This window comes from Bradyrhizobium sp. 2S1, from assembly GCF_011516625.5.
Taxonomy (GTDB): Bacteria; Pseudomonadota; Alphaproteobacteria; order Rhizobiales; family Xanthobacteraceae; genus Bradyrhizobium; species Bradyrhizobium septentrionale.
On record NZ_CP147717.1, the window covers coordinates 8,206,446 to 8,221,259 of the forward strand.

Genomic DNA, 14,814 nt, shown 5'->3' on the forward strand with positions numbered 1-14,814 from the left:
CAGAATCAGAGCTGAGTGATACGGCGGCCTTTGAAACGGCGTTGACGGACCTTTTTCTTGGTCCAGACGAAGGGCTCGGCTCTGTCGTTGTATGCGTTGACGTAGGCATCGATGTGCTCCTGAAGCTGCGTGAGGCTTGTGAAGGAGGTGCCGCTGAGCGACTGCCCCTGCAAGATCGAAAACCATACCTCGACCTGATTGAGCCAAGACGCACTTGTCGGCGTGAAATGAAATTGCACGTTGGGGTGGGCCTTGAGCCAATGCTCGTTCTTCTTGTGGGTGTTGAGGTTGTCGAGGATGACGTGAAGCTTCCGGTTCGGAAAAGCCGCGGTGACGCTGTTCATGAAGTCGAGAAACTCGACGCGGCGTCGGCGTTTTGAATGCGCCGCGATGATCTTTCCGGTGGCGACTTCGAGCGCCGCAAACAATGTTGTGGTGCCATGCCGCTTGTAATCGTGGCTCTGGCCGGTCAAGGCGCGGCCATTGGGCAACTTCAGATAACCCTGCGCTCGCTCCAAAGCCTGGATCGAGGGCTTCTCGTCCACGCACAGCACAATGGCCTTCGCGGGCGGGGCGACATAGAGGCCGACAACATCGGCGGCTTTGGCCGTAAAGTTCGGGTCGTTGCTCTCACACCAGGACTTACGAGCCGCGAGGTCAATCTTGTGGCTGCGCAGGAACCGCCAGACATATTGGACGTCAACATCGCCCAGCGCCCCGGCCAGCAGGGGCCCGGTCCAGCGTGCGAACCCGTCCGGCGGCGGCTTGTCCAGCAGCTTCAGAATCCGCTTGTCGGTGGCCTTCGTATAGATTGGCTGCTTGCCCGGTCGCGGCTTGTCTTGCAGCCCTTCAAGGCCTTGGTCGGCATAGCGATGCCGCCAAAGGCTGACAATCCGCGGCTGGACCCCAACTTCCTTGGCGATCGACCGAGTGCTGCGTCCATCCGCCGCCAACAGAACTATCCGCGCCCGCTTCAAATCGCGCTGCAACGTCACCGGGGAGCGGCAACACGCCTCAAGCACCTTGCGATCTTTCCTCGAAAGGTGGACTTCTCTTGCTTCGGGTATCATCCCGACCTTGAATCACGACTCACGCTTTAAGAACAGTAGGTACTAGGAGCCCGTCCAGATATGTTTTCGTGACGGGCATTTGTTGTAGAGTAGCAGGCTCAGGCTGCGTTTGCGAGGTTGAACAGCTTGAGGAGGTTATGGACGGTGCAGATCATTGTCCACTCGGCGCGCACTTTCTCGATGCCCCGCAACAGGAACTGGCGGAAGCCTCTTGCCTGTTTGATCTGCCCGAACACCGGCTCCACCACTTGCTTTCGCAATCGGTAGGGTGTTTCGAAGCCGCCATCGTCGATCTTCTTTCGCATGGCCTGTGTCAGCGGGCCGCCGACTTTTCCGTTCGCTACTGTCGGGTGCTTGGCGCGTCCGGGCGCGACATAGCCATCGATGCTGCGTGTGTCGAGCGCTTCGAGATTGGCTTCGCTGCAGTAGCCGGAATCCGCTGAGGCCTGCCGCGGCTTGCGGCCAAGATTGCTCTCGATGGCCTCGATCAGGGGCACCAACTGGCCCTGATCGAGGCCGTGCTGGGTCAGTTCTTGCGCGACAATGATCTGGGCATGTGCATCGACGGCCGCCTGGGCATTATAGGCCTGAACGAAGCCATCCTTCGACTTCATGATGCGGCTTTCCGGATCGGTGAAGTTGCGTTGCGCCTTGGGATTGGGTTCCTCCGATGGCAGCGCCGCCGGTTTGCCCGGCTTCTTGCGGCCTTCGGCCTGGCGCTGCTGTTCCTTTTCGGCCTCGATGCGGCGCTCTTCCTCCGCCGCCAGTTTGGCGTCCGCTTCCAGCGCCGCCATCGCTTGCTGGATCTTCGCCAGCCGTTTCTGCTTGTCGACGGTCCAGTCCGGCAGTTCGTCGCTGTTGCCGAAAGTCTCATCCTCCGAGGCATCCGCCGCCTCGGCGGCCGCCAGCATGCGAGCGACCTCGGCCTTCAATTCCGCCTCGCGCTTCTTCATGCGCTCATAACTCATCGCCTTGTGTTTCGACGCGTTCGCCTTGATCTTCGTACCATCCAGCGCGACATGACCGAGCTTGACCAGCCCGGCCGTCTCGCACAACTTCAGAACCTGCACGAATAGCGCGCCGAGCGCCTTCAAATGTCGCTTGCGAAAGTCGCTGATCGTCCGAAAATCCGGCGCATCCAGCGCCACGATCATCACAAAATCGTTCCGCTCCCGGCAGGCCTTGGCAATCCGACGCGACGAATACAGCCCACTCGCATAGCTATGCAGCAGCAGCGCCACCATCATCCGCGGATCAAACGGCGGCTGCCCAAGCCCGCTCACATAGCTGCCCATGATCTCCCTGAGATCGAGGCTCTCCCGCACCAGATCAACCATAAACCGCGAGACATGGCCTTTCGGCACGAAGTCCTGCACATTCGGCGGCAGAAGCAGCGTCTGATCGATGTTCCAAGGCCGAAAATACTTGCTCATCGCCCAATGTTGAATCAGACCCGACCAGATTTGAACAGCGACTATCCAGACAAGCTCCTAGGGCCGACGCCGACCGCATGGATTTTAAGCGGGCGGCGTTGTGCTATCGGGGCTCGCGAACATCGCAATCGGGACGGCCGCCGGCGCGTCTTCCGGGGCTAGGGCGGCGGGCGCCGAAGCCGTCCCAATCACAGCGCTCCGATCTGGAACGCAATTTCATTGTATCGGCAAAAGGCGGCAACGGAGATGCCCTCCCGGGTTACCTCAACTTGACAAGTGTCCAATAACCGTCCCGCGGGATCGGGCTGCGACAAAACAACCCGACGGGCAACTCAGCAAAACCTGTCAATCCCGCGCAGCCAAAATATTTCTGTTTCTCGGAATACCCAACTCAGTGTATGAGCTGTTCGTCTCACCCGATCGAGGGGCGCTTCGCGGTCGTCACGAACGTGGTGTGAGATGCGGTGGACGCCGATTGCGCGACTGACGAGTGCGCATGAGGCGGACGGTGAAGTCGTGTGGTCCTGACGCCCTAGCGGCAGGTGTCTTTTCGAATTGCGCGATGCGCGTTGCGAAGACGGTGACAAGCAAGCCCAGTCTCGCCGGGGAGAGCACGAAGTAAGCCGTAGCCCATCGCGCAGGGAAAGCCGGGATTGTTTCCGGTTACACCTGTGGTCCTACCCCCGTGCTTTCTACCTTTTGCACGGGGCCCATGGGTGCGATCGGCACCCGGCTTTCCCTGCGCCCTCTGATCAAGGGGGGGCGGAACGAAGAGCAAGGCTCGGACAATTCACGTCGCGAGAATGCGCAACTGCGTCCCCACCACAACCGTCATCGCCCGGCTTGACCGGGCGATCCAGTACGCCGCGGCCTTCCGGCTCAAGCACCGGCGTCTCTGGAATACTGGATCACCCGCATGCGCGGGTGATGACAGCGCGTGGTGTGACGCCTTGAATCGAGAACCATCCTCATCGTCGTCCTGGCCTAGGGCCTGTTTGGATTCATCTTGAATTTATCACAGCGGCGGTGAGATTGATCATGGCTTCGAAGCTGATATCTGTTTTGTCGGCTCGCATGGCGATCCGCTTGAATTCCTTGAGCTTGCAGAAGAAATTTTCGATCAGATGTCGCCATTTGTAGATTTCCGCGTCGATGGCGAGAGGTTTTGCGCGCCGCGGGTGCTGGGAGATGACGACCTTGGCGCCGCGTGCGTCGAGGTCGGCAATGATGGCGTTGCTGTCGAACGCCTTGTCGGCGATCATCGCATCGAAGGTCAGCCCTTCGATCAACGGCGGGACGCCGACCGTGTCGAAGCGCTGTCCTGGCAGCAGCACGAAACGCAGGAGATTGCCGAGCGCGTCGGTCAGTGCCAGGATTTTGGTGGTCATTCCGCCTTTCGAGCGGCCGATCGCCTGGTTTTGCGTCCCCCTTTTGCGCCCTGTCCGTGGCGGTGGACTTTGACGATGGTGGCATCAACCATGACGTACTCCATGTCCGGCTCGTCCGAGACCGCATCAAACATGCGCTTCCAGACGCCCGCCTTGGCCCAGTCGCGGAAGCGCGTGTACACGGTTATCCAGTTGCCGAAGGCGCGCGGCAGATCGCGCCACGGACTGCCCGTGCGCGCAATCCACAGCACGGCTTCGACAAACAGCCGGTTGTTATTGCCGCTCCGGCCGGGATCACCCGGCTTGCCAAGACAAAGCGGCTCCATCTTCGCCCATTGGGCATCAGTCAAAACGAATCGGTCCATCCCAAGCTTGAATCACAACCAAGCCAGGATGAGAATCCGGAATCCAAACAGGCCCTAGTACCTACTGTTCTTAAAGCGTGAGTCGTGATTCAAGGTCGGGATGATACCCGAAGCAAGAGAAGTCCACCTTTCGAGGAAAGATCGCAAGGTGCTTGAGGCGTGTTGCCGCTCCCCGGTGACGTTGCAGCGCGATTTGAAGCGGGCGCGGATAGTTCTGTTGGCGGCGGATGGACGCAGCACTCGGTCGATCGCCAAGGAAGTTGGGGTCCAGCCGCGGATTGTCAGCCTTTGGCGGCATCGCTATGCCGACCAAGGCCTTGAAGGGCTGCAAGACAAGCCGCGACCGGGCAAGCAGCCAATCTATACGAAGGCCACCGACAAGCGGATTCTGAAGCTGCTGGACAAGCCGCCGCCGGACGGGTTCGCACGCTGGACCGGGCCCCTGCTGGCCGGGGCGCTGGGCGATGTTGACGTCCAATATGTCTGGCGGTTCCTGCGCAGCCACAAGATTGACCTCGCGGCTCGTAAGTCCTGGTGTGAGAGCAACGACCCGAACTTTACGGCCAAAGCCGCCGATGTTGTCGGCCTCTATGTCGCCCCGCCCGCGAAGGCCATTGTGCTGTGCGTGGACGAGAAGCCCTCGATCCAGGCTTTGGAGCGAGCGCAGGGTTATCTGAAGTTGCCCAATGGCCGCGCCTTGACCGGCCAGAGCCACGATTACAAGCGGCATGGCACCACAACATTGTTTGCGGCGCTCGAAGTCGCCACCGGAAAGATCATCGCGGCGCATTCAAAACGCCGACGCCGCGTCGAGTTTCTCGACTTCATGAACAGCGTCACCGCGGCTTTTCCGAACCGGAAGCTTCACGTCATCCTCGACAACCTCAACACCCACAAGAAGAACGAGCATTGGCTCAAGGCCCACCCCAACGTGCAATTTCATTTCACGCCGACAAGTGCGTCTTGGCTCAATCAGGTCGAGGTATGGTTTTCGATCTTGCAGGGGCAGTCGCTCAGCGGCACCTCCTTCACAAGCCTCACGCAGCTTCAGGAGCACATCGATGCCTACGTCAACGCATACAACGACAGAGCCGAGCCCTTCGTCTGGACCAAGAAAAAGGTCCGTCAACGCCGTTTCAAAGGCCGCCGTATCACTCAGCTCTGATTCTGGGTACTAGGGCCTGTTTGGATTCCGGATTCTCATCCTGGCTTGGTTGTGATTCAAGCTTGGGATGGACCGATTCGTTTTGACTGATGCCCAATGGGCGAAGATGGAGCCGCTTTGTCTTGGCAAGCCGGGTGATCCCGGCCGGAGCGGCAATAACAACCGGCTGTTTGTCGAAGCCGTGCTGTGGATTGCGCGCACGGGCAGTCCGTGGCGCGATCTGCCGCGCGCCTTCGGCAACTGGATAACCGTGTACACGCGCTTCCGCGACTGGGCCAAGGCGGGCGTCTGGAAGCGCATGTTTGATGCGGTCTCGGACGAGCCGGACATGGAGTACGTCATGGTTGATGCCACCATCGTCAAAGTCCACCGCCACGGACAGGGCGCAAAAGGGGGACGCAAAACCAGGCGATCGGCCGCTCGAAAGGCGGAATGACCACCAAAATCCTGGCACTGACCGACGCGCTCGGCAATCTCCTGCGTTTCGTGCTGCTGCCAGGACAGCGCTTCGACACGGTCGGCGTCCCGCCGTTGATCGAAGGGCTGACCTTCGATGCGATGATCGCCGACAAGGCGTTCGACAGCAACGCCATCATTGCCGACCTCGACGCACGCGGCGCCAAGGTCGTCATCTCCCAGCACCCGCGGCGCGCAAAACCTCTCGCCATCGACGCGGAAATCTACAAATGGCGACATCTGATCGAAAATTTCTTCTGCAAGCTCAAGGAATTCAAGCGGATCGCCATGCGAGCCGACAAAACAGATATCAGCTTCGAAGCCATGATCAATCTCACCGCCGCTGTGATAAATTCAAGATGAATCCAAACAGGCCCTAGGCCAGGACGACGATGAGGATGGTTCTCGATTCAAGGCGTCACACCACGCGCTGTCATCACCCGCGCATGCGGGTGATCCAGTATTCCAGAGACGCCGGTGCTTGAGCCGGAAGGCCGCGGCGTACTGGATCGCCCGGTCAAGCCGGGCGATGACGGTTGTGGTGGGGACGCAGTTGCGCATTCTCGCGACGTGAATTGTCCGAGCCTTGCTCTTCGTTCCGCCCCCCCTTGATCAGAGGGCGCAGGGAAAGCCGGGTGCCGATCGCACCCATGGGCCCCGTGCAAAAGGTAGAAAGCACGGGGGTAGGACCACAGGTGTAACCGGAAACAATCCCGGCTTTCCCTGCGCGATGGGCTACGGCTTACTTCGTGCTCTCCCCGGCGAGACTGGGCTTGCTTGTCACCGTCTTCGCAACGCGCATCGCGCAATTCGAAAAGACACCTGCCGCTAGGGCGTCAGGACCACACGACTTCACCGTCCGCCTCATGCGCACTCGTCAGTCGCGCAATCGGCGTCCACCGCATCTCACACCACGTTCGTGACGACCGCGAAGCGCCCCTCGATCGGGTGAGACGAACAGCTCATACACTGAGTTGGGTATTCCGAGAAACAGAAATATTTTGGCTGCGCGGGATTGACAGGTTTTGCTGAGTTGCCCGTCGGGTTGTTTTGTCGCAGCCCGATCCCGCGGGACGGTTATTGGACACTTGTCAAGTTGAGGTAACCCGGGAGGGCATCTCCGTTGCCGCCTTTTGCCGATACAATGAAATTGCGTTCCAGATCGGAGCGCTGTGATTGGGACGGCTTCGGCGCCCGCCGCCCTAGCCCCGGAAGACGCGCCGGCGGCCGTCCCGATTGCGATGTTCGCGAGCCCCGATAGCACAACGCCGCCCGCTTAAAATCCATGCGGTCGGCGTCGGCCCTAGGAGCTTGTCTGGATAGTCGCTGTTCAAATCTGGTCGGGTCTGATTCAACATTGGGCGATGAGCAAGTATTTTCGGCCTTGGAACATCGATCAGACGCTGCTTCTGCCGCCGAATGTGCAGGACTTCGTGCCGAAAGGCCATGTCTCGCGGTTTATGGTTGATCTGGTGCGGGAGAGCCTCGATCTCAGGGAGATCATGGGCAGCTATGTGAGCGGGCTTGGGCAGCCGCCGTTTGATCCGCGGATGATGGTGGCGCTGCTGCTGCATAGCTATGCGAGTGGGCTGTATTCGTCGCGTCGGATTGCCAAGGCCTGCCGGGAGCGGAACGATTTTGTGATGATCGTGGCGCTGGATGCGCCGGATTTTCGGACGATCAGCGACTTTCGCAAGCGACATTTGAAGGCGCTCGGCGCGCTATTCGTGCAGGTTCTGAAGTTGTGCGAGACGGCCGGGCTGGTCAAGCTCGGTCATGTCGCGCTGGATGGTACGAAGATCAAGGCGAACGCGTCGAAACACAAGGCGATGAGTTATGAGCGCATGAAGAAGCGCGAGGCGGAATTGAAGGCCGAGGTCGCTCGCATGCTGGCGGCCGCCGAGGCGGCGGATGCCTCGGAGGATGAGACTTTCGGCAACAGCGACGAACTGCCGGACTGGACCGTCGACAAGCAGAAACGGCTGGCGAAGATCCAGCAAGCGATGGCGGCGCTGGAAGCGGACGCCAAACTGGCGGCGGAGGAAGAGCGCCGCATCGAGGCCGAAAAGGAACAGCAGCGCCAGGCCGAAGGCCGCAAGAAGCCGGGCAAACCGGCGGCGCTGCCATCGGAGGAACCCAATCCCAAGGCGCAACGCAACTTCACCGATCCGGAAAGCCGCATCATGAAGTCGAAGGATGGCTTCGTTCAGGCCTATAATGCCCAGGCGGCCGTCGATGCACATGCCCAGATCATTGTCGCGCAAGAACTGACCCAGCACGGCCTCGATCAGGGCCAGTTGGTGCCCCTGATCGAGGCCATCGAGAGCAATCTTGGCCGCAAGCCGCGGCAGGCCTCAGCGGATTCCGGCTACTGCAGCGAAGCCAATCTCGAAGCGCTCGACACACGCAGCATCGATGGCTATGTCGCGCCCGGACGCGCCAAGCACCCGACAGTAGCGAACGGAAAAGTCGGCGGCCCGCTGACACAGGCCATGCGAAAGAAGATCGACGATGGCGGCTTCGAAACACCCTACCGATTGCGAAAGCAAGTGGTGGAGCCGGTGTTCGGGCAGATCAAACAGGCAAGAGGCTTCCGCCAGTTCCTGTTGCGGGGCATCGAGAAAGTGCGCGCCGAGTGGACAATGATCTGCACCGTCCATAACCTCCTCAAGCTGTTCAACCTCGCAAACGCAGCCTGAGCCTGCTACTCTACAACAAATGCCCGTCACGAAAACATATCTGGACGGGCTCCTAGTACCTACTGTTCTTAAAGCGTGAGTCGTGATTCAAGGTCGGGATGATACCCGAAGCAAGAGAAGTCCACCTTTCGAGGAAAGATCGCAAGGTGCTTGAGGCGTGTTGCCGCTCCCCGGTGACGTTGCAGCGCGATTTGAAGCGGGCGCGGATAGTTCTGTTGGCGGCGGATGGACGCAGCACTCGGTCGATCGCCAAGGAAGTTGGGGTCCAGCCGCGGATTGTCAGCCTTTGGCGGCATCGCTATGCCGACCAAGGCCTTGAAGGGCTGCAAGACAAGCCGCGACCGGGCAAGCAGCCAATCTATACGAAGGCCACCGACAAGCGGATTCTGAAGCTGCTGGACAAGCCGCCGCCGGACGGGTTCGCACGCTGGACCGGGCCCCTGCTGGCCGGGGCGCTGGGCGATGTTGACGTCCAATATGTCTGGCGGTTCCTGCGCAGCCACAAGATTGACCTCGCGGCTCGTAAGTCCTGGTGTGAGAGCAACGACCCGAACTTTACGGCCAAAGCCGCCGATGTTGTCGGCCTCTATGTCGCCCCGCCCGCGAAGGCCATTGTGCTGTGCGTGGACGAGAAGCCCTCGATCCAGGCTTTGGAGCGAGCGCAGGGTTATCTGAAGTTGCCCAATGGCCGCGCCTTGACCGGCCAGAGCCACGATTACAAGCGGCATGGCACCACAACATTGTTTGCGGCGCTCGAAGTCGCCACCGGAAAGATCATCGCGGCGCATTCAAAACGCCGACGCCGCGTCGAGTTTCTCGACTTCATGAACAGCGTCACCGCGGCTTTTCCGAACCGGAAGCTTCACGTCATCCTCGACAACCTCAACACCCACAAGAAGAACGAGCATTGGCTCAAGGCCCACCCCAACGTGCAATTTCATTTCACGCCGACAAGTGCGTCTTGGCTCAATCAGGTCGAGGTATGGTTTTCGATCTTGCAGGGGCAGTCGCTCAGCGGCACCTCCTTCACAAGCCTCACGCAGCTTCAGGAGCACATCGATGCCTACGTCAACGCATACAACGACAGAGCCGAGCCCTTCGTCTGGACCAAGAAAAAGGTCCGTCAACGCCGTTTCAAAGGCCGCCGTATCACTCAGCTCTGATTCTGGGTACTAGTACCTACTGTTCTTAAAGCGTGAGTCGTGATTCAAGGTCGGGATGATACCCGAAGCAAGAGAAGTCCACCTTTCGAGGAAAGATCGCAAGGTGCTTGAGGCGTGTTGCCGCTCCCCGGTGACGTTGCAGCGCGATTTGAAGCGGGCGCGGATAGTTCTGTTGGCGGCGGATGGACGCAGCACTCGGTCGATCGCCAAGGAAGTTGGGGTCCAGCCGCGGATTGTCAGCCTTTGGCGGCATCGCTATGCCGACCAAGGCCTTGAAGGGCTGCAAGACAAGCCGCGACCGGGCAAGCAGCCAATCTATACGAAGGCCACCGACAAGCGGATTCTGAAGCTGCTGGACAAGCCGCCGCCGGACGGGTTCGCACGCTGGACCGGGCCCCTGCTGGCCGGGGCGCTGGGCGATGTTGACGTCCAATATGTCTGGCGGTTCCTGCGCAGCCACAAGATTGACCTCGCGGCTCGTAAGTCCTGGTGTGAGAGCAACGACCCGAACTTTACGGCCAAAGCCGCCGATGTTGTCGGCCTCTATGTCGCCCCGCCCGCGAAGGCCATTGTGCTGTGCGTGGACGAGAAGCCCTCGATCCAGGCTTTGGAGCGAGCGCAGGGTTATCTGAAGTTGCCCAATGGCCGCGCCTTGACCGGCCAGAGCCACGATTACAAGCGGCATGGCACCACAACATTGTTTGCGGCGCTCGAAGTCGCCACCGGAAAGATCATCGCGGCGCATTCAAAACGCCGACGCCGCGTCGAGTTTCTCGACTTCATGAACAGCGTCACCGCGGCTTTTCCGAACCGGAAGCTTCACGTCATCCTCGACAACCTCAACACCCACAAGAAGAACGAGCATTGGCTCAAGGCCCACCCCAACGTGCAATTTCATTTCACGCCGACAAGTGCGTCTTGGCTCAATCAGGTCGAGGTATGGTTTTCGATCTTGCAGGGGCAGTCGCTCAGCGGCACCTCCTTCACAAGCCTCACGCAGCTTCAGGAGCACATCGATGCCTACGTCAACGCATACAACGACAGAGCCGAGCCCTTCGTCTGGACCAAGAAAAAGGTCCGTCAACGCCGTTTCAAAGGCCGCCGTATCACTCAGCTCTGATTCTGGGTACTAGTGCGCAATTGCGCACGGGAGCCAAGACCCATTACCCCAAGTGCCAATTGCCGCACGAAGTCGGGGGCCGCGATCCCCCGGCCAACGAATTTCGGTGGTTATCGGTCCTGGCTTTCGCCAGGATGACGGACGAATTCGCGGCCCGACCCGGCCGAAAACGCCCTCGAATCGCGCCCAATCAATTCAAAATTGCCCTGCCCCTCACCTCGTGCAGGGCCAAAATCCCAGCAAGACCCTTGACATAGCTGCCCTTTCGGCAGAACGCGTGGGGTCAAGCCGTCATGGACTGTTCATGGATCTGATTAGCACGACCCCCGACCTCGCCGCCGCCTGCGACCGGCTCGCTCAACACAAGGTCATCACCGTCGACACCGAGTTCCTGCGGGAGACGACCTACTATCCGCTGCTCTGCGTCGTGCAGATGGCGAGCGCGGACGAAGCCGTCGTGGTCGACGCGCTGGCGCCCGGCATCGACCTCAAGCCGTTCTTCGATCTGATGTCGAACGAGGCCGTCCTGAAGGTGTTTCATGCCGCGCGGCAGGACATCGAAATCGTCTGGCATCTCTCCGGCACGATCCCGCATCCGATCTTCGACACCCAGGTCGCCGCCATGGTGCTCGGCTATGGCGACAGCATCGCCTATGACCAGCTGGTCGATCGCGTCACCGGCCACCGCCCCGACAAGACCCATCGCTTCACCGACTGGTCGCGCCGCCCGCTGAGCGAGGAGCAGCTGCATTACGCGGTCTCCGACGTCACCCATCTGCGCGAAGTCTTCGCAGCACTCGACGCCGATCTCAGGAAGCGCGACCGCAGCGAGTGGGTCAGCGAGGAGATGGAGGTCCTGACCTCGCCGAAGACCTACGATTTCCATCCCGAGCGTGCCTGGGAGCGGCTCAAGACCCGCGTCCGCAAGCCGCGCGAGCTCGCGGTGCTGATCGAGGTCGCGGCCTGGCGCGAGCAGGAGGCGCAGAGCCGCGACGTGCCGCGCTCGCGCGTGCTCAAGGACGATGCGGTCGGCGATATCGCCACCCATGCGCCGACCTCGCTCGACAAGCTCGGCAATCTGCGTTCGCTGCCGAAGGGTTTTGAGCGCTCGAAATGGGGCGCCGACATCATTGCTGCCGTGCAGCGCGGGCTCGCCCGCGACCAGGCGTCGCTCCCCAAGCTGGAAAAGCCCCGCAACAACTCCAATGGTGCCGCGACCGTCGAGCTGCTGAAGGTGCTGCTGCGCATGACCTCGGAACGCCACGGCGTCGCCAGCAAGGTGATCGCCACCGTCGACGATCTCGAGCAGATCGCGGCCGACGATCAGGCCGAGGTCGGCGCCCTGCACGGCTGGCGGCGCGAATTGTTCGGCGAGGCCGCGCTCAAGCTCAAGCACGGCCAGCTCGCCCTCGCGATCGACAAGGGCCGCGTGGTGCGGGTGGATCGGAGCTAGCTCACGTCGGGTCGGAGCCCTCTGCTGCGCGCGAAGCGGCAGCGCCCCGCACGGTCGGCCAGTGGCCGAATGCGCCATCGCGGCCCCCGCCGGCCACAGGCTCCGGTTGCGTCACGCGAAACTACCGCGGCGAGCTGGCTTGCTAAGGCGCAATTTTCGTGTTGCAATCGCTTCACAATCGGATTGCGGCCGTTCGACTGTGCGTTTCGCGACGTTGATATCCAAGGCTTCGAGAGGCGAAACTTCGGACTTGAAGACTTTGGATCTGAAGACCCCCGAATTGAGCAGACAGCGGAAAGCCCGCTTGTGGCGTGGCACGTGGAAAACGTGGCCGCGTCTTTTTTATGTCTAAACTGGGAGAGAGACGATGCCGAAGGGTACCGTCAAATGGTTCAACCCGACCAAAGGATACGGGTTCATCAAGCCGGCCGTCGGCGACAAGGATGTGTTCGTCCACATCTCGGCGGTCGAGCGCGCCGGACTGAGCACACTCAACGAGAACCAGACCGTCGAGTACGAGCTGGTGGAAAACCGCGGCAAGGCGTCGGCAGAGAACCTCAAGGTTCACTGAACGCCGCTGTCGGCGGATTTCATCCTGATGCCTCCCCGGCCGCATCACCCCGGGGGATTACCTTCGGCGCGAGCGTGCCCTAGCTCTGCGGCGCGATCAGCGTGCTGTCGGTCGCCGCGCTGCCCTGCGTCGTGCAGCGCTCGCCTTCGAGCTTCAGCCGGCCGGACGCCAGGAGCCGCAGCGCTTCCGGATAGATGCGATGCTCGATTCCGATCACGCGTGCGGCGAGCGTCTCGGGCGTGTCGTCGTCAGCCACCGTGACCGCGCCCTGCATCACGATCGGACCGGCATCGGTCTCCGGGATCACGAAATGTACCGTCGCTCCCGACAGCTTGACCCCTGCGCGCAAGGCCTGGCCGTGCGGATCGAGGCCGGGGAAACACGGCAGCAGCGACGGATGGATGTTGAGCATCCGGCCGTACCAGTGCCGCGCGAAATCGGCGGTGAACAGCCGCATGAAGCCGCCGAGGCAGATCAGCTCGACCTGCCTGTCGTCGAGCGCTTTCTGCAGCACCGCCTCGAAGCCGGCGCGGTCCTTGCCGAACGGCTTGCTCTCGATGACGATGGTCGGAATGCCGCTCGCGGCCGCCTTCTCGAGCCCGCCAGCGTTGGCGCGGTTGGAGATCACGGCAACGATCTCGGCCGGAAAATCCGCAGCCTTGGCAGCCTCGATCAACGCGGCCATGTTGGAGCCGCGGCCGGAAATGAGAATGGCAACGCGGCGCTTCATCGCGAGAGATCGAGATGACCGTTATAGATCACGCGATGCTCACCCTGGTGCGCCCCCTTGGCCTCGATCACCTCGCCGAGCAGCGTCACGGTCTCGCCGCCGGCGGTGAAGGCCTCGGTCACCGCATCGACCGCGTCCGGCTTGACGATCGCGATCATGCCGATGCCGCAATTGAAGGTGCGCAGCAGCTCGAGCTCGGCGATGCCGCCCTGCTCGGCCAGCCATTTGAACACCGGGAGGACCGGCAGCCGCGCCAGATCGATGCCGACGCCGAGGTGCTTCGGCAGCACGCGCGGAATGTTGTCGGTGAAGCCGCCGCCGGTGATGTGGGCGAGCCCCTTCACCGCGCCGGTCTCGCGGATCGCGCGCAGGCAGGATTTCACATAGAGCTTGGTCGGCGTCAGCAGCGCCGCGCCGAGCGTCATGACCGGCGCGAACGGCGCCGGCGCGTCATAGGCAACGCCGGATTGCTCGACGATCTTGCGCACCAGCGAATAGCCGTTGGAGTGCACGCCCGAGGAGGCAAGCCCGATCACGGCGTCGCCCGCCGCGATATCGGCCGTCGGCAACAGGGTGCCGCGCTCGGCCGCGCCGACCGCAAAGCCGCCGAGGTCGTAATCGCCGTCCTTGTAGAGGCCGGGCATCTCGGCGGTCTCGCCGCCGATCAGCGCGCAGCCGGATTCGCGGCAGCCCTCGGCGATCCCCGCGACGATCTGTGCGGTAGCCTCCGGGTGGAGCTTGCCGCAGGCGAAATAGTCGAGGAAGAACAGCGGTTCCGCGCCCTGCACGACGAGGTCGTTGACCGACATCGCGACCAGGTCGATGCCGATGCCGCCATGGATGCCGGTCTCGATCGCGATCTTCAGCTTGGTGCCAACGCCGTCGGTCGCGGCCACCAGGACCGGATCCTTGAAGCCGGCGGCCTTGAGGTCGAACAACCCGCCGAATCCGCCGATCTCGGCGTCCGCACCCGGCCGCGCGGTGGCCCGCACCATCGGCTTGATCAGATCGACCAGACGATTGCCGGCGTCGATATCGACACCCGAATCCGCGTAAGTGAGCCCGTTTTTGCGCTCGGTCATGCCCAATTCCAGATGATCAGGGGCTGGTTACGAGGAATTCCGCCCCCGCGCAATGGCTCGCGGCAATGCTGCTGCGATACTATGTAGATAACATCCGGCCACTGCGCAAAAGAGCCGGA

At 61.4% G+C, this 14,814-nt stretch carries 10 protein-coding genes and 2 pseudogenes; 7 read left to right on the top strand and 5 right to left on the bottom strand.

Features of this window, described 5'->3' with window-relative positions; all coding sequences use genetic code 11:
- Window positions 1–5: 5 nt before the first annotated feature.
- The 3 genes and pseudogenes from HAP54_RS38800 to HAP54_RS38810 all read right to left on the bottom strand — a co-directional run bounded on the left by HAP54_RS38800 (window position 6) and on the right by HAP54_RS38810 (window position 4,256).
- The gene (locus tag HAP54_RS38800; protein ID WP_166204319.1) at window positions 6–1,070 is read right to left on the bottom strand and encodes an IS630 family transposase; all 1,065 of its coding nucleotides are present in this window, start codon (window positions 1,068–1,070) and stop codon (window positions 6–8) included.
- A 98-nt stretch (window positions 1,071–1,168) separates the two neighbouring features.
- Window positions 1,169–2,503 carry an IS1182 family transposase gene (locus HAP54_RS38805; RefSeq protein WP_166296156.1) on the bottom strand — a complete coding sequence of 445 codons (1,335 nt, stop codon included), beginning with the start codon at window positions 2,501–2,503 and terminating at the stop codon, window positions 1,169–1,171.
- A 1,001-nt stretch (window positions 2,504–3,504) separates the two neighbouring features.
- Window positions 3,505–4,256: pseudogene (locus tag HAP54_RS38810) on the bottom strand (IS5 family transposase).
- Between the two features lie 100 nt (window positions 4,257–4,356).
- On the opposite strand from HAP54_RS38810, the gene HAP54_RS38815 reads away from it, so the two are divergent.
- The 7 genes and pseudogenes from HAP54_RS38815 (at window position 4,357) to HAP54_RS38845 (ending at window position 12,883) form a co-directional block, all read left to right on the top strand.
- The gene (locus HAP54_RS38815) at window positions 4,357–5,421 is read left to right on the top strand and encodes an IS630 family transposase (protein ID WP_166204319.1); all 1,065 of its coding nucleotides are present in this window, start codon (window positions 4,357–4,359) and stop codon (window positions 5,419–5,421) included.
- A gap of 106 nt (window positions 5,422–5,527) precedes the next feature.
- A pseudogene (locus HAP54_RS38820) lies at window positions 5,528–6,240 on the top strand (IS5 family transposase).
- 1,001 nt (window positions 6,241–7,241) lie between these two features.
- Window positions 7,242–8,576, top strand: coding sequence for an IS1182 family transposase (locus HAP54_RS38825; protein ID WP_166296156.1), 1,335 nt, complete (start codon window positions 7,242–7,244; stop codon window positions 8,574–8,576).
- Between the two features lie 98 nt (window positions 8,577–8,674).
- A complete protein-coding gene (locus HAP54_RS38830; RefSeq protein WP_166204319.1) occupies window positions 8,675–9,739 on the top strand; it encodes an IS630 family transposase in 1,065 nt (354 codons plus the stop codon).
- 55 nt (window positions 9,740–9,794) lie between these two features.
- Complete coding sequence (locus HAP54_RS38835) at window positions 9,795–10,859, top strand: IS630 family transposase (protein WP_166204319.1); 1,065 nt, start codon at window positions 9,795–9,797, stop codon at window positions 10,857–10,859.
- Between the two features lie 304 nt (window positions 10,860–11,163).
- Entirely contained in the window at window positions 11,164–12,312 is a 1,149-nt protein-coding gene (gene rnd, locus HAP54_RS38840) for a ribonuclease D (protein ID WP_166296159.1), read from the top strand.
- Window positions 12,313–12,679: 367 nt separating this feature from the next.
- Window positions 12,680–12,883 (top strand): cold-shock protein, encoded by a 204-nt coding sequence (locus tag HAP54_RS38845; RefSeq protein WP_021079877.1) that lies wholly within the window; start codon window positions 12,680–12,682, stop codon window positions 12,881–12,883.
- 79 nt (window positions 12,884–12,962) lie between these two features.
- Here HAP54_RS38845 and purN read toward each other — a convergent pair whose 3' ends face one another.
- Window positions 12,963–13,613, bottom strand: a complete 651-nt coding sequence (gene purN / locus HAP54_RS38850) for a phosphoribosylglycinamide formyltransferase (protein ID WP_166296162.1) — start codon at window positions 13,611–13,613, stop codon at window positions 12,963–12,965.
- On the bottom strand, window positions 13,610–14,695 hold the full coding sequence (gene purM, locus HAP54_RS38855; protein ID WP_166296165.1) for a phosphoribosylformylglycinamidine cyclo-ligase: 1,086 nt from the start codon (window positions 14,693–14,695) through the stop codon (window positions 13,610–13,612). The genes purN and purM overlap by 4 nt, the downstream gene beginning before the upstream one ends.
- Window positions 14,696–14,814: the final 119 nt, after the last annotated feature.

Coding starts and splice junctions, on each gene's coding strand:
- HAP54_RS38815 (WP_166204319.1), top strand. CDS start 4,357: ATGATACCCGAAGCAAGAGAAGTCCACCTTTCGAGGAAAGATCGCAAG.
- HAP54_RS38835 (WP_166204319.1), top strand. CDS start 9,795: ATGATACCCGAAGCAAGAGAAGTCCACCTTTCGAGGAAAGATCGCAAG.
- HAP54_RS38825 (WP_166296156.1), top strand. CDS start 7,242: ATGAGCAAGTATTTTCGGCCTTGGAACATCGATCAGACGCTGCTTCTG.
- HAP54_RS38800 (WP_166204319.1), bottom strand. CDS start 1,070: ATGATACCCGAAGCAAGAGAAGTCCACCTTTCGAGGAAAGATCGCAAG.
- HAP54_RS38805 (WP_166296156.1), bottom strand. CDS start 2,503: ATGAGCAAGTATTTTCGGCCTTGGAACATCGATCAGACGCTGCTTCTG.
- purN (WP_166296162.1), bottom strand. CDS start 13,613: ATGAAGCGCCGCGTTGCCATTCTCATTTCCGGCCGCGGCTCCAACATG.
- HAP54_RS38830 (WP_166204319.1), top strand. CDS start 8,675: ATGATACCCGAAGCAAGAGAAGTCCACCTTTCGAGGAAAGATCGCAAG.
- purM (WP_166296165.1), bottom strand. CDS start 14,695: ATGACCGAGCGCAAAAACGGGCTCACTTACGCGGATTCGGGTGTCGAT.
- HAP54_RS38845 (WP_021079877.1), top strand. CDS start 12,680: ATGCCGAAGGGTACCGTCAAATGGTTCAACCCGACCAAAGGATACGGG.
- rnd (WP_166296159.1), top strand. CDS start 11,164: ATGGATCTGATTAGCACGACCCCCGACCTCGCCGCCGCCTGCGACCGG.